The sequence below is a fragment of the Synechococcus sp. OH2 genome (genome assembly GCF_047462155.1).
GTDB lineage: Bacteria > Cyanobacteriota > Cyanobacteriia > Thermostichales > Thermostichaceae > Thermostichus.
In genome coordinates this window covers 16,350-36,004 of the sequence record NZ_JANSIR010000050.1, presented here as the reverse complement: position 1 = coordinate 36,004, position 19,655 = coordinate 16,350, and the positions used below count along the sequence as shown (strand labels likewise).

22 protein-coding genes, 2 tRNA genes and 1 other RNA gene are annotated in these 19,655 nt (G+C 59.6%); 20 read left to right on the top strand and 5 right to left on the bottom strand.

Annotated features, from left to right (window positions below; translation table 11 throughout):
• The 5 genes from NW835_RS04045 to NW835_RS04025 all read left to right on the top strand — a co-directional run.
• Positions 1-1,042, top strand: a 1,042-nt coding sequence (locus NW835_RS04045) for an NADH-quinone oxidoreductase subunit M (protein WP_414414576.1), incomplete at its 5' end; no start/stop codon positions are given.
• A 54-nt stretch (positions 1,043-1,096) separates the two neighbouring features.
• Complete coding sequence (locus NW835_RS04040) at positions 1,097-2,263, top strand: CO2 hydration protein (protein ID WP_414414575.1); 1,167 nt, start codon at positions 1,097-1,099, stop codon at positions 2,261-2,263.
• A 157-nt stretch (positions 2,264-2,420) separates the two neighbouring features.
• A tRNA-Cys gene (locus NW835_RS04035) sits at positions 2,421-2,492 on the top strand.
• A gap of 30 nt (positions 2,493-2,522) precedes the next feature.
• Positions 2,523-3,683, top strand: coding sequence for a pyridoxal-phosphate-dependent aminotransferase family protein (locus tag NW835_RS04030; RefSeq protein ID WP_414333171.1), 1,161 nt, complete (start codon positions 2,523-2,525; stop codon positions 3,681-3,683).
• Positions 3,684-3,826: 143 nt separating this feature from the next.
• The gene (locus NW835_RS04025; RefSeq protein WP_414414574.1) at positions 3,827-4,495 is read left to right on the top strand and encodes a PHP domain-containing protein; all 669 of its coding nucleotides are present in this window, start codon (positions 3,827-3,829) and stop codon (positions 4,493-4,495) included.
• 28 nt (positions 4,496-4,523) lie between these two features.
• Here NW835_RS04025 and NW835_RS04020 read toward each other — a convergent pair whose 3' ends face one another.
• A complete protein-coding gene (locus NW835_RS04020) occupies positions 4,524-5,573 on the bottom strand; it encodes a potassium channel family protein (protein ID WP_414371519.1) in 1,050 nt (349 codons plus the stop codon).
• An 89-nt stretch (positions 5,574-5,662) separates the two neighbouring features.
• On the opposite strand from NW835_RS04020, the gene NW835_RS04015 reads away from it, so the two are divergent.
• On the top strand, positions 5,663-5,875 hold the full coding sequence (locus NW835_RS04015; RefSeq protein WP_414364137.1) for a DUF2997 domain-containing protein: 213 nt from the start codon (positions 5,663-5,665) through the stop codon (positions 5,873-5,875).
• Between the two features lie 39 nt (positions 5,876-5,914).
• Here NW835_RS04015 and NW835_RS04010 read toward each other — a convergent pair whose 3' ends face one another.
• Together NW835_RS04010 and petE are read right to left on the bottom strand one after the other, a co-directional pair.
• Entirely contained in the window at positions 5,915-6,145 is a 231-nt protein-coding gene (locus tag NW835_RS04010; protein ID WP_414376893.1) for a hypothetical protein, read from the bottom strand.
• A 201-nt stretch (positions 6,146-6,346) separates the two neighbouring features.
• Complete coding sequence (gene petE, locus NW835_RS04005; protein ID WP_414414573.1) at positions 6,347-6,757, bottom strand: plastocyanin; 411 nt, start codon at positions 6,755-6,757, stop codon at positions 6,347-6,349.
• Positions 6,758-8,571: 1,814 nt separating this feature from the next.
• On the opposite strand from petE, the gene NW835_RS04000 reads away from it, so the two are divergent.
• The 12 genes from NW835_RS04000 (at position 8,572) to NW835_RS03945 (ending at position 16,712) form a co-directional block, all read left to right on the top strand.
• A complete protein-coding gene (locus NW835_RS04000) occupies positions 8,572-8,970 on the top strand; it encodes a hypothetical protein (RefSeq protein ID WP_414364140.1) in 399 nt (132 codons plus the stop codon).
• A 79-nt stretch (positions 8,971-9,049) separates the two neighbouring features.
• Positions 9,050-9,268 carry an NAD(P)H-quinone oxidoreductase subunit O gene (gene ndhO, locus NW835_RS03995; RefSeq protein WP_414364141.1) on the top strand — a complete coding sequence of 73 codons (219 nt, stop codon included), beginning with the start codon at positions 9,050-9,052 and terminating at the stop codon, positions 9,266-9,268.
• 96 nt (positions 9,269-9,364) lie between these two features.
• Positions 9,365-10,150, top strand: coding sequence for a cell division protein FtsQ/DivIB (locus NW835_RS03990; RefSeq protein WP_414376891.1), 786 nt, complete (start codon positions 9,365-9,367; stop codon positions 10,148-10,150).
• Between the two features lie 21 nt (positions 10,151-10,171).
• A complete protein-coding gene (locus tag NW835_RS03985; protein ID WP_414364143.1) occupies positions 10,172-10,897 on the top strand; it encodes an energy-coupling factor ABC transporter ATP-binding protein in 726 nt (241 codons plus the stop codon).
• Positions 10,898-11,427: 530 nt separating this feature from the next.
• Complete coding sequence (locus tag NW835_RS03980; protein ID WP_414388560.1) at positions 11,428-11,736, top strand: carbon dioxide-concentrating mechanism protein CcmK; 309 nt, start codon at positions 11,428-11,430, stop codon at positions 11,734-11,736.
• Positions 11,737-11,828: 92 nt separating this feature from the next.
• Positions 11,829-12,170 (top strand): carbon dioxide-concentrating mechanism protein CcmK, encoded by a 342-nt coding sequence (locus NW835_RS03975; RefSeq protein WP_011430451.1) that lies wholly within the window; start codon positions 11,829-11,831, stop codon positions 12,168-12,170.
• Positions 12,171-12,470 (top strand): EutN/CcmL family microcompartment protein, encoded by a 300-nt coding sequence (locus NW835_RS03970; RefSeq protein ID WP_011430452.1) that lies wholly within the window; start codon positions 12,171-12,173, stop codon positions 12,468-12,470. It begins immediately after the preceding gene.
• A 48-nt stretch (positions 12,471-12,518) separates the two neighbouring features.
• Entirely contained in the window at positions 12,519-14,492 is a 1,974-nt protein-coding gene (locus NW835_RS03965) for a ribulose bisphosphate carboxylase small subunit (protein WP_414371516.1), read from the top strand.
• A 75-nt stretch (positions 14,493-14,567) separates the two neighbouring features.
• Positions 14,568-15,248, top strand: a complete 681-nt coding sequence (locus NW835_RS03960; RefSeq protein WP_414371514.1) for a hypothetical protein — start codon at positions 14,568-14,570, stop codon at positions 15,246-15,248.
• Positions 15,249-15,279: 31 nt separating this feature from the next.
• Entirely contained in the window at positions 15,280-15,996 is a 717-nt protein-coding gene (locus tag NW835_RS03955) for a BMC domain-containing protein (protein ID WP_414364146.1), read from the top strand.
• A 141-nt stretch (positions 15,997-16,137) separates the two neighbouring features.
• An RNA gene (ffs, locus tag NW835_RS03950) (signal recognition particle sRNA small type) lies at positions 16,138-16,235 on the top strand.
• 63 nt (positions 16,236-16,298) lie between these two features.
• Positions 16,299-16,712 carry a hypothetical protein gene (locus NW835_RS03945; RefSeq protein WP_414364147.1) on the top strand — a complete coding sequence of 138 codons (414 nt, stop codon included), beginning with the start codon at positions 16,299-16,301 and terminating at the stop codon, positions 16,710-16,712.
• 69 nt (positions 16,713-16,781) lie between these two features.
• On the opposite strand, the gene NW835_RS03940 is transcribed toward NW835_RS03945, so the two are convergent.
• Positions 16,782-16,854 (bottom strand) — tRNA-Trp (locus NW835_RS03940).
• A 59-nt stretch (positions 16,855-16,913) separates the two neighbouring features.
• Entirely contained in the window at positions 16,914-17,297 is a 384-nt protein-coding gene (rplS, locus tag NW835_RS03935; protein ID WP_414364148.1) for a 50S ribosomal protein L19, read from the bottom strand.
• Positions 17,298-17,469: 172 nt separating this feature from the next.
• On the opposite strand from rplS, the gene NW835_RS03930 reads away from it, so the two are divergent.
• Both NW835_RS03930 and NW835_RS03925 read left to right on the top strand, forming a co-directional pair.
• Positions 17,470-18,870: an efflux RND transporter periplasmic adaptor subunit gene (locus NW835_RS03930; protein ID WP_414414572.1), complete on the top strand. Its 1,401-nt coding sequence runs from the start codon at positions 17,470-17,472 to the stop codon at positions 18,868-18,870.
• A partial coding sequence (locus tag NW835_RS03925) for an ABC transporter permease (protein WP_414414571.1) occupies positions 18,867-19,655 on the top strand: 789 nt, incomplete at its 3' end. The genes NW835_RS03930 and NW835_RS03925, both read left to right, overlap by 4 nt.

Sequence of the window (19,655 nt, the reverse complement as noted above, 5' to 3'; positions counted from 1 at the left end):
CAAGTTTTTGGTCTACACCGCTGTCTCTGGTATTCTGCTGCTGATTGGCTTTTTCGGCCTCAGTTGGCTGAGCGAGGTTCACAGCTTTAGTTACACCGTTCTGCAGGCCCACCCCTTGCCCCTGCTGCAGCAGCTTTTGTTGCTTGTTCCCATCCTGCTGGGGCTGGCCATCAAGATCCCCTTGGTGCCCTTCCACACCTGGCTGCCGGATGCCCACGTGGAGGCTTCCACCCCCATTTCGGTGCTCTTGGCGGGGCTCTTGCTCAAGTTGGGCACCTATGGCCTGGTGCGTTTTGGCCTACAGCTTTTGCCGGCTGCCTGGGAGCAAGCCGGGCCCTGGCTGGCCAGTTGGGCGGTGGCCAATGTGCTGTATGGATCCCTGAACGCCTTGGTGCAGCAAGATATGAAAAAGCTGGTGGCCTACAGCTCCATTGCCCATATGGGCTACATTCTCCTGGCCACGGCGGCGGCCACCCCCCTCTCCTTGGTGGGATCCCTATTCCAGATGGTGAGCCACGGCCTGATTTCCTCGCTGCTGTTTCTGCTGGTGGGTGCCGTCTACGCCAATACCGGCACGCGGGATCTCAGGTTGCTGCGGGGATTGCTCAACCCGGAGCGGGGCTTGCCGCTTATTGGCAGCTTGACGGTGTTGGGGGTGATGGCCAGCGGCGGCACGCCCGGCCTGGTGGGCTTTATTGCCGAGTTCACCCTCTTTCGGGGCAGCTTTCCCGTCTTCCCCCTGCAGACGCTGCTGTGCATGGTGGGGACAGGATTGACGGCGGCCTACTTTCTGCTAATGGTGAACCGTGTCTTTTTCGGGCGCCTCTCGGAAGTGGCCATTGCCATGCAACGACATGCCGCCGGAGAACGCCTGCCTGCTGTAGTTCTAGCAGTGCTGGTGGTGTGGCTCGGCCTCCAGCCTGCCTGGGCAACCCATTGGGTGGAGTCCACCGCCGCTCACTGGGCCAGGCCGGTGGTTCTCAATCTTGCTGAAGCAGGCAGGCCGGTCACCGCTTTCGGGCCTGGGTCATCTTCGTTGTGACGATTTGGTGAGATCGACTGGGTTTTTGTTGTTGTCTCAACTGCTGCTTCTCCCATGACTGCTACCCTGGTTCCCGCTCCTTCCTGTTTCTTTCTGGCCGGCTTAGATCCTCTAGAGCAATGGCGACTGGCTCCTATTGTCCAACGCCTAGAGGCAGGGGGAGCCCTTGTGCCGGATTCCCCCAGCAACCGGCTGGAGGTGATCGGCATCCTCCATAGCTACGGCCGGGTGCTGGATGCCTACTCCCAGAATTTAATCTTCATTGCCGACCACCAATTTTTGGAGCTGTTCCCCGCTTTTAAGTACTTTAGCGGCGAAATTACGCCGGGCAAATGGCTGCGCTACCTCTGGCATGACCGCATCAACTACGAGTTTGCCGAATACTGCATGAAAGCCATGCTCTGGCATGGGGGGGGCGGTCTGGATCGCTATCTGGATACTCCCGAATTTGTCGAGCGAGCCAAGGTGGCTATTCGGGCCAAGTTCCGCTTCAACCCCCTTCTGCAGGGCCTTAACTTCCTCTGCCCCGACTTTGCGCTGGAACAAGTGCGCATGCTGGCCATGTACAGCGGCCTGGGCCAGTTTTGGCGGGTGATGAGCGATCTCTTCCTGACCCTGGCCAAGCGCCACGAGAGCGAACCCCAGCTCACCCTTGCCGACGTGGTGGCCCACATCCAGCAGGGGTTGGTGGCAGCCGCCAACAAGCCCATCACCTACGCTCCCTGCATCTGGGGCCACCGCTACGAGATCATCCCCCTGTCGGCGGGGCTGACCTTCCTGCCCGACACGGCCCTGCCCTACGTGGAAGCCGTGTTTTTCCGCTCTTTCCCCTTTATGGGCACAGTCTCTTACAACGCCCAGGCGCACCAGATCCCAGTCGAGCAGGCGGACTTCGCCTATGGAGCCCTCTATGCCGATCCGCTGCCGGTGGGGAGTGCCGGGATCCCACCCACCCTCTTGATGCAGGATATGATGCGCCACCTGCCTGAGTCTTTGCGGGAGCACTACCGCCGCCAGCCGCGCGGGGAAGATGACCTCAGGGTGAAAATCTGCCTCAGCTTCCAAAAGGCCATGTTCTGCGTTACTACTGCCGCCCTGCGGGCCCTTGCCCCCTTTCCTCTGGAAACCCAGGATCCAGAGCAGCAGTCGGCTAACCGCGAGTTCCTTGCCCCTTGGCTGCAACGGCTGCTGGGATCCCGTCTGTTAAGTGTGCAAGACTAATGTTGGTTCTGTCGTTTTTCCAGGGACGCTTGGAGCGATATCTGGCTCGCCAGAAGAGCAGGGGCTGCTTTGTAACATCCTACGTCTGTAGCTCCCGCGCAGCGGTGGCTAGGGGATCCCATTTTCGGATACAATGTCTTGTCTGATTGAGGAGTAGGGTGGCGTAGCCAAGTGGTAAGGCAGAGGTCTGCAAAACCTCTATGCGCCAGTTCGAATCTGGCCGCCACCTCTTAAACCTGACCTCCCTGGCGGGACACGCATGAAAGACAAGTTGATGTTGATGATCCCCGGCCCCACTCCCGTTCCCGAGAGTGCGCTGCTGGCCATGGCGCGGGGGCCTATCGAGCACCGCAGCAAAGAGTTCACCGCCATCCTGGAAGAGGTGACGGAGGGGCTGCGTTGGCTGCACCAGACTACTTCCGATGTGTTTGTCTTTGCCTCCAGCGGCACCGGGGCCATGGAAGCCGGGATCCTCAACACCCTTAGCCCAGGGGAACGGGTTTTGGTGGGGGTCAACGGCAAGTTTGGCGAGCGCTGGGCCGAGATGTCGGAGCAATTTGGCCTGCAGTGCGAGCGGATAGAAACCCCCTGGGGCGTGCCCTATCCCGTCGAGGTCTTCCAAGAAAAGCTGGCCGCCGACCGGGAGAAGACCATCAAGGCGGTCATTCTCACCCATTCGGAAACCTCTAGCGGCGTGGCCAACGACGTGCAGGCCATTGCGGCTGCCGCCCGCGAGCATGGGGAAGCGCTGGTAATTGTGGATGCGGTCACCAGTTTGGGGGCGATGCCAGTGCCCATGGACGAGTGGGGCTTGGATGTGGTGGCCTCTGGATCCCAGAAGGGCTACATGATCCCGCCGGGGCTGGGGTTTGTGGCCGTCAGCCCGCGGGCCATGGCTGCTGCCGAGCGCTCTCGCTTTCCCAAGTACTACTGGAGCTTCAAGCTGGCCCAAAAAGCCCTACGCCAGGGCACCACTCCCTTTACCCCGGCAGTAAATCTGTTTTACGCCTTGCAAGTTACCCTGCGCCTGATGCGGGCGGAAGGGTTGGAGGCCATCTACCGTCGCCACGACCGCTTGGCCCAGGCCACCCGCGCCGGTGTCAAGGCGCTGGGGCTGAAGCTTTTGGTGAACCCAGAGTCGGCGGCCAGCCCCTCGGTAACAGCCGTGCTGGCTCCCGAAGGGATCAACGCCGACACTATCCGCAGCACCCTGAAGAAGCATTTCGACATTGCCCTTGCCGCTGGCCAAGACCACCTCAAGGGCAAGATCTTTCGCATCGGCCACCTGGGCTTTGTGAGCGACCGAGACATTCTCACCACGCTGGCTGCTCTCGAGTCAACCCTGCACACTCTGGGCTACAGCGACTTCTCTCCTGGAGCAGCCCTCAAGGCTGCTGAAGAGATCTTGACCAACCCTTAGGGATCCCTGGCCACTACTGTAGTTCTCCACACCTGGCACCCCTCCTGCACCCCGGCTAGAATGGGTGGACATCCTTAACAAAACATAAAACTTCGGAGCTTAGCTTCTCTGGAGCAGCGCCTGTTGGGGAGGCAAGGGTAGCCATGCTGGTTGGTTTGCAATGGGATCCCTGTAGAGTGGCTTCTGCGGTGGAGCTGCGGCGGGTGCTGCAAGGGATCGGCCCTCTTTCTTGTCCCTTGCAGTACAACTTTCATCTGCACACCTGCTGCTCCGATGGGCGCATGGATCCGGCAGACTTGGCAGAGCAGGCGCGCCGGCACGGCCTCAAGGGCCTGGCCATCACCGATCACCACACCCTGAAGGGCTACGAACAGGCCCGTGCCCACCTGGATCGCGCCGAGGATCCCATTCTGTGGCCGGGGATCGAGATTACAGCCAACCTGCTGGGCTGCGAGGTGCATATTCTCGGCTACGGGTTTGATCCTGCCGACCCTGTTTTGGATCCCTTTATCCAGGGGGAGCAGGTGCCCGGCCTGCCCGCTGCTGAGGCCATTGGGGCTATTCAAGCGGCTGGGGGCCTGGCAGTGCTGGCCCATCCTTTTCGCTACGGGTTGCCTGCGGAAGAGCTGGTTCCGGAAGCCGTGGAGTTGGGCCTAGATGGCCTTGAGGTCTACTACGCCTACAAAAACCCCGAAATTTGGGCTCCTAGCCCAGAAGAGACGGCGATCGGGGAAAAGCTGGCCGAGACCTATGGACTTTTGAAAACCTGCGGCACCGATTCTCATGGCCCCAGTATCCTGAGGCGGATTTGAGCAAAGCCACCCAATAGAAAACTGGCTCCTAGGGGCGGGGATAGAGCAACTGGCCCAGGCGACGCAACTGCTCGGCCGTGCCCATACACAGCAATAGATCCCCCGGCTGCAGCAGGGTATCTCCACTGGGGCCGCCAATCAACTGGCCATCTGCCCGCCGAATCGCCACCACCAAAGCGCCAGAGCGGGCTCGCAAATTGGCTTTCCCCAAGGTTTGGCCGACATAGGGGCATTCTTGGGCCGCCAGCTCGTACTCCTCTAGGTAAAAAGTGCGATCCCGACCCGACAGGATCCCATCGACAAAGTCCACCACGCGGGGGCGCAAGGCAGCTGCCGCCATCCGCTTGCCGCCTGTGATATAGGGAGAAATGGCGTGGGCAACCCCGGCTCGCTGCAGCTTTTGCAAAGCCTCTTCCGTGTTGGCGCGGGCAATGGCGCGGATGCGGGGGTTCAAGGTGCGGGCCGACAGCACCACATAGAGGTTTTCGGCATCGCTGGAGAGAGCGGCAATCAGACCCTCGGCCTGCTGCACCCGCGCTGCCAGCAAGGTGGCATCCAGGGTGCTGTCCCCATGAAGAGCGATATATCCCAGCTCTTGCGCCACCTGAATTGCCTCGGCAGATTGATCAATAACCAAAAACGGTACCCCCTCTGCCTGAAACTCTTGCGCCACCTGCCGCCCAATGCGCCCAAAACCGCAAACGATGTAGTGGTTGTTCAGTGCTTCCATCTGTTTCTTCCACTTTCGCTGCCGGATCCCTTCCTGAAAATGCCCTTGGATGAGGGCCTCCGTAAAGCGGTTCACCATAAACCCGATGCTCAAAACCCCCATCAGGATCAAGGCCACCGTGAACAAGCGCCCCCGGTTTCCTAGCGGCCTCACCTCCATAAAGCCCACAGTGGTTAGGGTAATGACGCTCATGTAAAACGCTTCCACCCAAGGCCATTGCTCCACTCTGTGGTACCAGAGGGTGCCGATTAGGACAACGCCCAGCAGCGCCCCTACCCCCAAACCAAGATCCCGCCGGATGCCGGGATCCCTGTTGGCAGGGGGAAAAGGGTGACGAGCAGAAGCCATACGGCCCAGCCAGATCGAGTCGGGGAAAAAGTGGGAACTACAATGGGTAGGAGAAAGTCAGTTGTCGAGCAGCAGCGAGGGGAGTGCCGATGCCTGAGTACATCAAGGTAGAATATCGGATCGACAAAAAAGGACAGGTGACCGAGACTGTGTTGAACGGATCTGGCTCCAGTTGTACTCTAGCCACGGCAGAGCTAGAAGCAGCCCTTGGAACTGTGCAAGAACGAAAGCTATTGCCGGAGTTTCATCAGCCAGCAGAAGCCGAGGTAGAATCGCAGGTCTCTTTACCGCAAACCTGCTGACTCCGTCTCCTTGCCCCCAGTTTTCCCCTATCTACCTGCCTACCTTCGCTTCTTGCTCCCCTTGCCAGCAGCGCCGCTGGACCGCGCCGCCCCAACTGCCGACTGAAACAGCCAAACCGCCAAAGGGGCGGCGACGACCAAGATGATACTGGTGGGGCCGACGCCAAAATCCGGCTCACCGGAAGCCAACTCGAAAATCGAACCCACAGCGGCGATGGCACTGATGCAGGAAACGGCCAAGAGCAGGTAGCCTTTAACACTGGTGGTCATAGGGAACTCGTCTGTGGACTACGGTTAAGCGGTACAGCCTGTCTGGCACAAGGGGCAGCCGGGCAAACGTCTATTCGCGAAAAAGCCCTCCCACTCTCGAGAGGGCTACTTTCTATGCTACGGGCAGGGATCCCCAGCCAGCAAGCCAGAGCTGGGCTCTCTCTTAAAAAGCAACCCGGGAAGTGCAATTAGAGGGCAGGCCTAGCCATTGACGATGATCTTGCCGACCATGCCAGCCCCGCGGTGGGGAGTGCAGTAGTAGGTGTACTCACCCGGAGGGACATCGACAAAGGCCGATTCCACCACTTCGTTGGGAGCCGTGAGCAGGGCCTTGTGGGACAGCTTGGCCGCCAAGGCCGCATCGCCACCGGGTACCTTGTCAAAGACAACGTTGTGAGGATAGACCTTGTTGTTGACCCACCGAACAGTATCTCCCTGATTGATGGTGAGGGAAGGGGGATCGAAAATCAGTTGGGCCTTGTCAGAGCCCATTTTAACTGTGTAGGTTTCAGCAGCAGCAGGGTTGGACAGGAAAGCTACCCCAGCCACCCCGACTACGAGAGCGAGGAGGATGAGCTGCAGACGCTTCGCTAGGTTAAAAATGAACAACATGGATTCCTCTCAAAACGTAACGGCCGTCGCCCCCGCCTCTGCGACTAGTCCACCACTTTCCAAGTTGTGAAGGAAAGGTACCCAGCTCAGCAGGGACGTTCAACTTCTATCTTAGGATTTTAAGGCGGAACAGGAACACAGCGGGGCAGCTGGGTAGCCCCGTACTAAAGTACGGGGCGGAGAAGCCCGCTCACGTTAGCGGGACGTAGTCCTTAAGCGACTTGAGTCGCTCGCCAATGTAAGCACCCACCCTGGTGAAAGACCGGGACAGTGCCGTAAGTCAACAAGTAAGCGGAACCTCCAAGCTTTGCCTTTAGGAACCGTCTAGGGGCATCTTGACAGCGCCTTTGTGAGTTCCTCTGTGGACTGCGTAAGAATCCCCTGACTTAAAATCAGGGGAGTATCAACTATTACCTTGCTAGAGCCAGGGGCTGTTCCAGACGTTAGGGCCACAGGGAGAGATCGGGCTACGGGATTGCCTCGAGTCTCTCCCTTTCTCATTGTCTCTCACCGCAAGTCGGCGATTCTTGGCTCTGTAGGGTCTCGGAGAGAAAGCTGACCATTCCTGAAAATCCGGGAGTGCCTTGCCAGCCAAAATCCGTAGGGTTGCCGATGCGGGAGGGGGGTAGGCCATTCTAGCCTCTAAGCAGAGAACAAGGTGCTCTTCTCTTGCTGTTCTCCGATTGCTTGCTAGGTTGCGTGTAAGACACCAACTCGCTCAGTAGAACTGGAATGCTGTCTAAAATATACAGTATTCGTCCATCGCCCGTACGAGTAAGCCTTCTACTCAGATTTTGGAATTGGCAGAACAAGGGCGAAACATTCAGGTCTTGGCTCGCTGCATCGGCACAGCCTTGAATTTAGGCAGTCCGCTCAAGTTGTAGTACATTACACTCCGCAGGCATGGGAGTAATGCCTGCTTTTCAACTCCTACCAGCTAATCTCGCTTGCACTTCTGCAGAGTTCCTCAGCAGCTTTTTCAGCCTGATGAGTTTTGTGGAGGGAGGGATCCCAAAAGTTTTTGGGCCCTCTCGGTAAGACAGGCATCCAGAGTGCCGCCTCTAATTTGGGGATCCCAAGGCTAGTGCTGAACGATTCCCTGAACCATAGCGTCGGTCAGTTGGCATACTCCCCAGCCCTAAAGAGTGGGGATTCTTGTTCTTGGTTCCACGACAGCACTTGCTGAGTTGTGGGCTGCCCCTTCCCAATAGCAGTGCTCCTCTCCCCACGCGTTCCCCTCTTACAGGGCAGTTCCCCAATGCCCCTAGGTGCTGTTCCAGCTTAATACTGCTTGCCCATACTGATTGTGAAGAGTTAAGCCATACCTCAAAAAGGGAGTCAACACGGATTTTCCAGCAAAAAAGTTGTATATTGGCCAGCCATTGGGATCCCCAAGCTTAGTGAACAACTCCCGCCACTCATCTTCGTTGAGTAAACACAACAGAGATTTAACTTATTCTCCTCAATTGCAGTACGAACGGCTTTCATCCCGACACCGATTTGCGCTTGAGTCAACACAATTCACCCATACAGTGCGGGGCTTCCCGCCGATTAAGCTAAAGAGCCGTGACTGAGGATGTGCTTGCTGCCCTTGACCAGACCACTTGCCTAGGGTCGAAAGCCCTCCCCTGGCAGAGCCTCCAAGAGTTGAACACTTGGACGAAACAGCCGTCCTGCAGCCAGGGAGCATGTTATCCTGAGTTGGCTTAGTATGATTTCATAGCCGGGCTCAGCCGCCATCTTTCTAACTGCGGCTGGCTAACCCGCCGTTTAGGGATCCGGCTCAACTTTCTTCGCATTGCAGGCAAAAGACAATGGTAGGCATCTTCAGGCGCTTTTTCGGCTCTCGCGGTCAAGCAGATTCCAAACCTTCCTCAGAGACAGCTGCTCAGCCAGCTAAAAAGAAAGACAACACCTTTTTTCTCGACCCGGATGAGGCCAAAACCCTTGGCAACATCGAATACATGCGCACTCCCAGGATCGTGAAGCACACCTTCCAGGATTTTGGCTCTGCGGAGAAGGTGGAGGTAGTGGAGCAGGTTTCTTCCCTAAGCAAAGTTAAGTTGGCCGTAGAACAGGCCAAAGCTCCTGAACCTGCTTCTGAGCAGAGCTCTTCCACCTCAAACAGAAGCAGTGAAGCAGGCTTACGCCGCCAGGGGGGATCCGACCTGGACATGTTTCGCAACATGGCCCGCAGCCTGAAGCGCAAGTAGGCTGGATCCCAGCTTATTGGCTGCATAGGATACAACGGCTATCGAAACGGCCAACCAACACGAAATTCAAGGAGGGGCAATGGCGATTAAGCGAGGCACTCTGGTGCGGGCCATCCGCGAGAAATTGCAAGGCAGCCTGGAAGCCCAGGCCAGCGACTCTTTTATTCCCAGCTACGTCTTCGATACTGCTGGAGAAGTGGTGGATATCAAGGACAACTACCTCCAGATTAAGTTTGGGGCTGTTCCCACCCCCCCAATTTGGCTGCGGGCGGATCAGGTCGAGGAGATCGCGAGTTGAACAGGAGCATGGAAGGCTCCTCTTTGGCTTGAGGGAGGGCTAATGCTACCTCTGGCTTCTCCCACGCGCGAACAACTTCTGCAACGCAGGCGACTTTTGCGTCAGCAACGTCGCAACCGCTTTTGGCAGGGATCCTGGCGCTTAGCCAGCTCGATGGGCGTTCTGACACTGCTGGTGTTGGGTCTGCAGCAGCCCTACTGGCAAATTCGCCGGCCGGAGCAAATTCAGGTAAAGGGCAGCTACTGGGTGGATCCCGACTGGATACGGAGGCAATTGCCTCTGACCTATCCCGTGAACATCTGGCAGGTGCAGCCGGCTGTGTTGGAAAGAGCCTTACTGGGATCCCCAGCTCGCCCTTCTCCCCTCAAAAGCGTCCAGGTACAGCGGCAGCTGCTGCCGGTGGGGGTGATTGTCCAGGTGCGGGAACGGCAACCGGTTGCACGCGCCCGCCAGGGCGACCAGACAGGCTGGGTGGATCGGCAAGGCCATTGGCTGCCCCCCGATCCCTTTCGACACCACAGCGGATCCTCTCTCTCCTGGCCTGAGCTGGAGTTGCTGGGCTGGGAGAACCACACGCCCGAGCAATGGGCCTTGTTGCTCGAAGCCCTGCAACAGTCTGAGATCCGGATCGAGACCGTAGATTGGCAATCAGGAGAGGGAATCACGCTCCACACTGAGCTGGGCAACGTTTACCTGGGGCCGATTTCTGACCGCCTGCCCCTGCAAATTCAAACCCTCAACCAAATGCGGGATCTGCGCCGCTACTGCGAGTGTACACCCGACGAAATTCTCCAGATCGACCTGACCAGCCCCAGCGTACCCACCCTGCAGCTCACCCCTGCCGCCACCCAGAAGCGCTGGAAGCCCTTGGAGCAGCGCTAGCCCTGGGATGAGCTTGCTGCCATGAACACAGTGCCAGCGGTGGAAGTCAAACAGTTGTGGGTCGGCTATCCCGGTTGTCCGCCGGTGCTGCAAGGGCTGGATCTACGGGTTGAGGCCGGGCAGCACCTAGGGATCATTGGCCCCAATGGCGCCGGCAAAACCACCCTGTTCCTGGCCCTCGCCGGCCTGTTGCCCCCCTGTTCCGGCCAGATCACGTTGTTTGGGCAGCCGCTCCGGCCTGGCCAGTTTCGCCCTGAGGTGGGGCTAGTGTTTCAGGATCCCGACGATCAGCTGTTTGCTGCCTCGGTGGCCGAAGATGTAGCCTTTGGGCCGCGCAACCTGGGACGTTCTGAGGCGGAGGTCGCGGCTGTGGTTCAAGCAACCCTGGAGATGACCGGCACCCTGCATCTGGCCAACTGTCCCCCCCATCATCTCTCCGGCGGCGAAAAACGCATGGTTGCGATCGCCGGGATCTTGGCGATGCAGCCGCAGTTGATCCTCTACGATGAGCCGACTGCCAACCTGGATCTGCGCGCCCGTCGCCGGCTAATCGCCTTTTTGTTGCAAGCAACGCACACCTTTCTGCTCGCTTCCCACGATCTGGAACTGATCCTGGAAGTGTGCGATCGGGTGCTCCTCTTGGATCAAGGCCGGATTTGTGCCCAGGGATCCCCGGCCCACCTGATGAGCCAACCCAACCTCATGGAAGCCCATGGCTTGGAAGTGCCACCCTCGCTGCGCCGATAACGGCAAAAGTTGAAAAGATGTCAAGAATTATTTTTGAGTTGATAACAATTTTGCCTCTCTTAATAAAAAGCTATCGTGCTAATTAAAAATATTGATTTTCCTCCAGGATTGAATGGGGATATCATTCTGTTAAGTCGGGGGATCCCTTCTCTGGGCTGTCCTCGTCGATTTTGTCGGATCGATTTTGTGCAAGAAAGATGGGGACTTAGCCTGGAGTTGGCAGCTTTGCCCGCCTAAGTGACAGTTGTGGTTAACCCAGATGGCTCCTACAACCTTTTCTGGCTTCAGTCTATTGAGTCTGAGGTCGGCGGCTGGGCAGAGCCTTCTCTCCAGGGGGAGGTCTGTGGTGGCTGGGGTAGGTGTGGCCGAGAAGAGCTGTCCACTGAGGTTTGGGCAGAGAATCTCCCGGATGAGTTCGAGGGAAATTGCAGGATCGAACCCAATAGGGGAGATCAGGTTGGAGATCGATTGGCCTTATTGCTGGGTTCGGCAACGTTCAGGAAGTGAGTGTTCAAAAGTGGAGGGTTGATATGCCTATTGCAGTCGGAATGATCGAAACCCGTGGGTTCCCGGCAGTGGTAGAAGCTGCCGACGCCATGGTAAAGGCCGCGCGCGTCACCCTCGTGGGTTACGAGAAAATCAGCAGCGGGCGCGTCACCGTGATCGTGCGGGGCGATGTCTCCGAGGTGCAGGCCTCGGTAGCTGCCGGCTTGGAGTCTGCCAAACGGGTGAGTGGGGGCGAGATCCTCTCCCACCACATCATCGCCCGTCCCCACGAAAACCTGGAGTTTGTGCTGCCCATCCGCTACACGGAGGCAGTGGAGCAGTTTCGCACCTAAACCAAGCAGTTGCACCTAGCCCGGAATTGACCCGAGCCGGAAAATCGGGCCGGGTTTACACTCCCCCAACAATTTCAGCGTAAGGAGTCCCTATGGCTATTGCAGTCGGAATGATCGAAACCCTGGGCTTCCCGGCAGTGGTAGAAGCTGCCGACGCCATGGTAAAGGCCGCGCGCGTCACCCTCGTGGGTTACGAGAAAATCAGCAGCGGGCGCGTCACCGTGATCGTGCGGGGCGATGTCTCCGAGGTGCAGGCCTCGGTGGCCGCCGGGATCGAGTCGGTGAAGCGGGTCAATGGCGGCCAGTTGCTCTCCTGGCACATCATCGCCCGTCCCCACGAAAACCTGGAGTACGTGTTGCCCATTCGCTACACCGAGGATGTGGCTCAGTTCCGCGAAGGGGTCAACGCCATCCGTCCCTTCACCCGTCCATAGATGCGTATCGCGATTGTGCGGGGCACTGTTACCAGCACCCAAAAGGATCCCAGCCTGACGGGGGTGAAGTTTCTGGTGGTGCAGTATGTCGATCTCGAGGGCCGACCGCAGCCCGACTACGCTGTAGCCGCCGATCCAGTGGGGGCCGGCGCTGAGGAGTGGGTGCTGGTCAGCCAAGGCAGCGCAGCTCGCCAGCCGCAGGGGAACGAAACCCGCCCGTTGGATGCAGTGGTGATGGCGATCATCGACACCGTTAGCATTGGCGGTCGCTCCCTCTACAACAAGCGCGACCAACGCTAGCTGGGATCTCTCTTTCCTTTCCCTGACGTGTTCTAGAGGCTCACGGTTATGCCTGCTCACACCTACGCTGCGCCGCCAACGCCCTGGTCTCGCCGCCTGGCGGAGCCTACCATTCATCCCTCTGCCTACGTGCATTCCTTCTCCAATCTCATTGGGGATGTGCGCGTGGGCGCGCAGGTGCTGATTGCCCCAGGAACTTCCATCCGTGCAGATGAGGGCTCCCCCTTCTACATTGGCGACGGCTCCAACGTCCAGGATGGAGTGGTGATCCATGGCCTGGAACAGGGGCGGGTCATTGGCGAGGATGGCCAGCCTTACTCGGTTTGGATCGGCAAGAATACCTCCATTGCTCACATGGCTTTGATCCACGGGCCAGCCTACGTGGGCAACAACTGCTTCATCGGCTTTCGCTCCACGGTATTCAACGCGCGGGTGGGGGATGGCTGCATCGTCATGTTGCACTGCCTGATCCAGGATGTGGAGATCCCGCCGGGCAAGTATGTGCCCTCCGGCTCCATCATCACCACGCAAGCTGAGGCGGATCGGCTGCCCGATGTGCAGGATAGCGATGCCAAGTTTGCCCAACATGTGATCGGCATCAACCAGGCTCTACTGGAAGGCTATCACTGCAGTGAAAACCTCGTCTGTATTGCTCCCATTCGCAACGAACTTCTGCAGTCGCGCACCTCTAACCCAACGGCTACGGAGACGGCATCTATGACTCATTCCTCCTCTCGCGCCAACGGCCGGAACGGCGGCGGATCCGTTCTCAAGCCGGAGGTGGTGGAGCAGGTTCGCGCCCTGTTGGCCCAAGGCTATCGGGTAGGGCTGGAATATGCCGATGCCCGCCGCTTCCGCACTTCTTCCTGGCAGAGCGAAAGCCCAATCACCAGCACCCGCGAGGCCGAGGTAATGCAATCGCTGGAAGCTATTCTGGCGGAGCACCGCGGCGAATACGTGCGCCTGCTGGGGATCGACCCCAAGGCAAAACGACGGGTGCTGGAGCAGATCATCCAAACCCCGGAGGGGCCGGCGACTGTTTCCGGATCCCCCAGCCACGTCTCGGTTACGGCCCCAGGTTCTGGGGCAGCCAGCTCGCGCCCTGACGCCGGCTTGGAGGAGGAGATCCGGGCGCTATTAGCGCAGGGGTATCGCGTCGGCCTGGAGGTGGCCGATGTTCGCCGCTACCGCACCTCTTCCTGGCAGACTTTGGGCAATTGGAGCGGCTCGGCCCAAGAGATCCTGGCGGCTGTGCAGGCGGCCCTGGCCGAACACACGGGAGAGTATGTGCGCCTGCTGGGGATCGATCCCAAGGCCAAACGGCGGGTACTGGAGAAGGTGATTCAAACGCCCCAGGGGCAGGTGAGCAGCAGTAGTGGCGGGACAGCCCCGCCTGCAGAGGGGGGCAACCTGGGAGGGAGTGCTGCTGGCCTCGACCTGGAGTTACAGGAAGAGGTACATCGGCTGCTGGCCCAGGGCTATCGCATCGGCTACGAATATGCTGACGAGCGCCGCTTCAAAACCTCCTCTTGGCAAAGCGGGCCGACCATTCACGCTAGCCGCGGGCCGGAGGTGTTGGCCAAGCTGACGGCTGCTTTGGCGGAGCACCAAGGCCATTACGTGCGCCTATTGGGGATTGATCCCAAGGGGAAAAAGCGGGTTTACGAGCGCATCATTCAAACGCCCGGCGGCAAGTCGCCCGCCCCTGCAGCCCAGGGATCCCCAGCGGCTACTCCTGTTTCCACCGTTCCTGCCAGCACCCGACTCAGCAGCGAGGTGGTGGCACAGGTGCAGCAATTGCTCAGCCAGGGCTACCGCATTGGCACCGAACACGCGGACAAGCGGCGTTTTCGCACCTCCTCTTGGCAGAGCTGCAGCCCTATCGAGGCCACCCAGGTGCCCCAGGTGGTAGCGGCTCTGGAAGCCTGCCTGGAGGAGCACCGCGGCGAGTATGTGCGTCTGCTGGGCATCGACCCCAAAGCCAAGCGACGGGTGCTGGAGCAGATCATCCAAACCCCTTGAGGGATCCGCATTTTCTCTGAATCACTGTCGGTTCAAGGTTGGTTTTGGTCCGACCTCCTAGCGATGAGGAGCACCTTGGCTTTGCCTCTGCCCACCTCCACAATGCTGCGCTCCTGGCCCAGCCAGAACGGCGAAACTCACTACTATGTCAGTGGCGAAGTGCAGGTGGAGGCAGGAGCAGGCATCGGAGCGGGAGTGCTGTTGCGGGCCAACCCCGGCTGTCGCATCGAGATCGGGCGGGGCGTCTGTATTGGCATGGGATCCGTTCTCCACGCCTGTGGGGGATCCCTTGTCGTGGAGGCGGGGGCCACCCTGGGGATGGGGGTACTGGTGATCGGTCAGGGCACCATCGGCAAAAATGCCTGCATTGGCTCGGAAACCACGCTGCTCAACTGTTCGGTGCTCAGCCAGGCAGTGATCCCTCCCCGCTCGCTGGTCGGGGATCCCACCTATTCCAGCAGGCAAGAGGCGGAGGTGGGCATAGCTAGCGAGGCAGAGCCCGTGTCGGCAGTAGCCCCGCCAGAACCCTCTGAGGAAACCTTGCCTGAGCCGGCCTCTCCCCCCGATTCGCCGCTGGTTCAGGTGGAAAAGCAAACCCGTCGTTGGCAGGAGGCGGCTGAGCAAACCCAAGAGAACTCAAGATCCCCTAAGACCCGCAAGCTCAATGGGATCCCGGGCTATTCGGAGCTGGATCGGCTGCTGGGCAAGATCTATCCTTACCGGCAGATCCTATCCTCTGGGGGTGGCCAGTCTTGAGGGCTACACTGGCATAAAGAAGTAGGGTGCTATGTCCACCTCTTTGGGTCTTATTCAGACACGCAGCTTTCCAGTCATTGTGCGCATTGCCGACGCCATGACCAAGTCGGCAGGAGTGGCGCTGATCGGCTTTGAGAAGATCTCAGGAGGCTACTGCACGGCAATCGTACGGGGAGGGATTGCCGATGTGCGCATTGCCATCGAGGAGGGGATTGAGCTAGCCCGCCAGTTTGACCAAGAGGAAATCTCCAGTTTGGTCATTCCACGGCCTTTGCCCAACTTGGAGGCGGTGCTGCCCGTCAGCAGCAAGCTGTCTCAACTGGCGCAAAACCGCGGCTACAGCCGCCTCAGCAACTTGGCCGTGGGCCTGCTGGAAACCCGCGGCTTTCCGGCTATGGTAGGGGCCGCCGATACAATGCTGAAAACGGCGGATGTGCAACTGGCCGCCTACGAGACCATCGGCGACGGGCTGTGTACGGCCATCATTCGGGGCACGGTGGCCAACGTGGCCATCGCCATCGATGCCGGCATGTACGAGGCAGAGCGCATCGGCGAGTTGCATGCGGTGGCCGTGATCCCGCGCCCTCTCGACGAACTGGAGCAGGCTCTACCGGTGGCCAGTTGTTTCGTTGCCCAACCGGTTACCTTGCCGGTGGCCATCCCCCAAGCCCAAGGACAAGAGGTGCGGCGCAGCGATACCGTTGTCGAGCGGATCCCAGTTTATCTGGAGCCGCCGGAAACCCCTTAGGTTGACCTTGCAAGACGGGAAGGCTCGTGCTGTACCTGACCTCTCCGTATATGGGGGGCACAGGGGGATGTTAGTTGAAGATCTGGGATTACCTCCAGAAAGCCGAGCGGGGCAGAGAGGAAAAATGTTAGGCTACTGGAAGACCTGGGTCCGTGCAGCTCCGACGCCCAAACCGTGTCAGGATCGGAAGATAGCAGCACTACGGGATGCTCGGAGCAGGCGCGTCAACCCGGGTCGCCCTTTTCCTGCACCTAGATTTTCCTTGTTCAAGTTGTTCCGCTGGCCCTGGCAAGGCACACCCTATGGCTGAGAAAGACAACCCCCTCGCCAACTTGGCTGAGAAAGCTTTCTACTTTGGTATGGGTCTGGCCGCTCTGGTGGCCGACAATGCCCCCAAGGTAGCTGGGAGTGCTAGAGAGCGCCTGCTGGAGCTGCGCAAGCAGGTGCAAGCCTTAGTCGATGAATTGGTAGAGTTGGGGGCAATGAGAGCCGAGGAGGCGCAGGCCTACATGGACGCCATTGCCGCCAATGCTAAGCGCAAAGAAGAGGGGGAGCCTGCTGGTGGCCCCCGCAAAATCACTATCGAAGATATGGGCGGAGCAGAGCTAGAAGGGAGTACTGCCATTGAGCTGTCGGAGGCAGCTCGCCTGCGCCGGCAGATTGCTGAGCTGCAGGCAGAACTGGAGCGCATCAAGAAAGAGACAGGTAGAGCCTAGGTCTCGCTAAAGACAGGGAGGGCTCCCTAGCTCTGCAGAAGCCAGCCCGCCCTCACAACTGTCCAGCAACGCGTCCTGGAGGACTCGAACCCCCGACATCCGGTTTTGGAGACCGACGTTCTACCAACTGAACTAAGGACGCATGGGTAAAGAACCAGCCCCTTACCTAGTTTACCCAGTGTAGCAGGTATGCCCAAAGCCTCAGAGGGCTTCTTCTTTAGAATCCGTTTTGGCTTTGATGCGAGTGGCCTTGCCCACTCGGTTTCGCAGATAGAACAGCTTGGCCCGCCGCACCTTGCCACGCCGCAACACCTGGATTGACTCAATGCGCGGCGAGTGAACCAGGAAGACCCGCTCCACTCCAATTCCCTGGAAAACCTTGCGCACCGTGATGGTGCGGTTGCATCCAGAGTGACGCATGGCGATAACCGTACCTTCAAAGGCTTGCACCCGCTCTTTGCCGCCCTCTTGAATGCGCACCCCCACCCGTACCTGATCGCCAACATGGATCTCTGGCAGATCCGGCTTCATGTAGGCCGCTTCGATGGAGCGGAGGATCTCTTCGGCGTTGATGCGAGCGTTCATGGCTTTCCCGCGCTATCGGCAGTTAATCAGTGTAGCAATCCCCCCCTTTTTTGTACAGAGCCTGCCAGCCGCCCGCACCCAATAGCCGATGTGGGAAACCGCGTTTGCACCCCCTCTCCTTTTTCAATAGGCTGGATACAGAGAAAGCCCTTGTGAAAGGCGAGAGACTTTTGTGATCCTGCGCACCAATGAGCCCCAGACGGGATCCCCACCCCCTGCCAAATCTACTGACCAACCCCTGCCACAGAGCGGATCCCGCAACAGAGGACTGCCCATCGGCTGGATCCTGGTGGGGATGCTGTTGGCCGGCTTGGGCGGTGGCGGCATTCTCGTTCAGCGTCAGCTCCGGCAACAGATGGCCCAGCGTCTGCAGAGGCTAACGGTGCCCGTGCAGGTGACAGATCTCACCCAACGCCTGAGGGTGAGCGGCCAGGTGCAGCCGATCCGGCAGGTGAATGTCAGCCCCCGCGAGTCCGGTCGTCTGGCGGAGCTGCTGGTGGATCAGGGGGATGAGGTGGTGGCGGGGCAAGTGTTGGCTCGGATGGACTACGGCGATCTGGCTAGCAGCATTCGCCAAGCCCAAGCCCGCATCCAAGAGCTACAGGCCCGCCTGGCGGAACTACAAGCCGGCGAGCGACCCCAGGTCATCGCGGCAGCCCAGGCTAGGGTGGACGCGGCGCGGTCGCAGGTGAGTTTGGCCCAAAGGGAATTGGAGCGGATTCAGGCGCTGGTGCAGGAGGGGGTTGTAGCCCGCAGCGAGCTGGATCAACGCCTAGCTCGCTTGGAACAAGCGCAAGCGGACTTGCAAGCTGCCCAACAAGAGCTGGAGCGATTGCAGTCAGGTAGCCGCCCAGAAACGCTGCAGCAGATCCAAGCTCAGATTGCCCAGGCGCAAGCCGAGCTGGCGCAGCGGCAATCTCGCCTGGCTGAGGCCGAGATCCGGGCGCCTTTTTCCGGCGTGGTGGTGCAGCGCTTTGCCGAGGTGGGATCCTTTGTAACTCCCACTACCGCAGCTTCCGATGTCACCGCCGCCTCTTCCAGCTCCATCTTGGCACTGGCCCAAGGGATCGAAGTGCGAGCAGAGGTGCCGGAGGCGCAAATTGCCCAGGTGCGGGTGGGGCAGCCGGTGGAGATCCGATCCCTGGCCTATCCGGATCGGGTGGTGCAGGGGCGGGGGAAGCGGATTGCCCCTGCCACGGTGATGGTGCGGGAGGTCACCGTCTTTCGGGTCATGATCGAGCCGGAGCCGGGGGCAGACTTTTTGCGCACCGGCATGAACGTCTCGGTGGATTTTATCGGGGAGCGGCAGCCTCAGGCGCTCACAGTGCCCTCGGTGGCCATCCTGCGGGAGCAGGGCCAAGAGGGGGTGATCCTGCTGGATCCGCAAACCCAGCGGCCCGTCTATCGACCAGTGGAAACGGGCCTCACCCAGGGCGGGATCACCCAAGTGCTCTCGGGCTTGCGGGCGGGGGATCGGGTCTTTACGGCGCTGCCGCCGGGGGTGAACCTAGAGGCTTTGATCCGACAAGAGCAAAATCGCAGCGAAACCGCTCAAATCAAGCCACACCCATGAGCCTACCGATTGCAGCCCAAATGGCCTGGCAAATGGTGCGCCGCTACCGCCTGCGCACCGGTTTAAGCATGTTGGGGATCCTCATCGGCAACGCCGCTGTGGTGGCCATTGCTGGGTTTGGCCATGCCGCCCAGGAGCTGGCCGTGGATCAGTTCCGTTCTTTGGGCACCAACTTGCTCATTGTCTTTTCTTCCAGCTTGGGCCTGGCGGACGCCAGCAACACCCGTCCCATCACCCTTGACGATCTACGGGCAATTGCCGCGGAAGTGCCCGCTGTGTCGGCAGCCGTCCCCAGTCTTGTGGTCAATGTGCGCGCCGTGCGGGGCGGAGTGGATCGCCGCTATGAGGCCACAGGCACCTGGCCGGAGTATTTGTCGGTGCTGAATTTGGAGGTTGAGGAAGGCCGCTTTCTCTTGCCGGCGGATATTGAGGAGCAGCGCCCGGTGGTGGTGCTGGGCAGCGAGGCCGCCCGCGAGCTGTTCGGCTTGGATCCTGCCGCTGCAATTGGGGAGACGCTGCTGCTCAACAACTTGCCCTTTGAGGTAATCGGCACGTTGCGTTCCAAGCCAACGGTGTTTGGCAACAGCGATGCTGGCCTGTTTTTGCCGGTGGATGTGGTGGCCAACCGCTTTGTCGGGCGGCGTTCCCCCTACGGCCTGGAGCTGACGGCGATCTTTGTCTCGGCCCGCTCTGAAGCCGATCTGCCGGCTGCCGAGTTCCAGATCCGCAACTTGCTGCGGCAACGGCACCAACTGGTGGGGGAGGATGACTTCGTCGTCCGCAAC

What these genes read in the sequence shown, in the direction of transcription:
- NW835_RS04010 (WP_414376893.1), bottom strand. Translation starts at nt 6,145, where the DNA reads ATGACCACCAGTGTTAAAGGCTACCTGCTCTTGGCCGTTTCCTGCATC.
- NW835_RS04030 (WP_414333171.1), top strand. Translation starts at nt 2,523, where the DNA reads ATGAAAGACAAGTTGATGTTGATGATCCCCGGCCCCACTCCCGTTCCC.
- rplS (WP_414364148.1), bottom strand. Translation starts at nt 17,297, where the DNA reads ATGAACGCTCGCATCAACGCCGAAGAGATCCTCCGCTCCATCGAAGCG.
- petE (WP_414414573.1), bottom strand. Translation starts at nt 6,757, where the DNA reads ATGTTGTTCATTTTTAACCTAGCGAAGCGTCTGCAGCTCATCCTCCTC.
- NW835_RS03980 (WP_414388560.1), top strand. Translation starts at nt 11,428, where the DNA reads ATGCCTATTGCAGTCGGAATGATCGAAACCCGTGGGTTCCCGGCAGTG.
- NW835_RS03970 (WP_011430452.1), top strand. Translation starts at nt 12,171, where the DNA reads ATGCGTATCGCGATTGTGCGGGGCACTGTTACCAGCACCCAAAAGGAT.
- NW835_RS04040 (WP_414414575.1), top strand. Translation starts at nt 1,097, where the DNA reads ATGACTGCTACCCTGGTTCCCGCTCCTTCCTGTTTCTTTCTGGCCGGC.
- NW835_RS03965 (WP_414371516.1), top strand. Translation starts at nt 12,519, where the DNA reads ATGCCTGCTCACACCTACGCTGCGCCGCCAACGCCCTGGTCTCGCCGC.
- NW835_RS04000 (WP_414364140.1), top strand. Translation starts at nt 8,572, where the DNA reads ATGGTAGGCATCTTCAGGCGCTTTTTCGGCTCTCGCGGTCAAGCAGAT.
- NW835_RS04020 (WP_414371519.1), bottom strand. Translation starts at nt 5,573, where the DNA reads ATGGCTTCTGCTCGTCACCCTTTTCCCCCTGCCAACAGGGATCCCGGC.
- NW835_RS03975 (WP_011430451.1), top strand. Translation starts at nt 11,829, where the DNA reads ATGGCTATTGCAGTCGGAATGATCGAAACCCTGGGCTTCCCGGCAGTG.
- ndhO (WP_414364141.1), top strand. Translation starts at nt 9,050, where the DNA reads ATGGCGATTAAGCGAGGCACTCTGGTGCGGGCCATCCGCGAGAAATTG.
- NW835_RS03945 (WP_414364147.1), top strand. Translation starts at nt 16,299, where the DNA reads ATGGCTGAGAAAGACAACCCCCTCGCCAACTTGGCTGAGAAAGCTTTC.
- NW835_RS03985 (WP_414364143.1), top strand. Translation starts at nt 10,172, where the DNA reads ATGAACACAGTGCCAGCGGTGGAAGTCAAACAGTTGTGGGTCGGCTAT.
- NW835_RS03955 (WP_414364146.1), top strand. Translation starts at nt 15,280, where the DNA reads ATGTCCACCTCTTTGGGTCTTATTCAGACACGCAGCTTTCCAGTCATT.
- NW835_RS04015 (WP_414364137.1), top strand. Translation starts at nt 5,663, where the DNA reads ATGCCTGAGTACATCAAGGTAGAATATCGGATCGACAAAAAAGGACAG.
- NW835_RS04025 (WP_414414574.1), top strand. Translation starts at nt 3,827, where the DNA reads ATGCTGGTTGGTTTGCAATGGGATCCCTGTAGAGTGGCTTCTGCGGTG.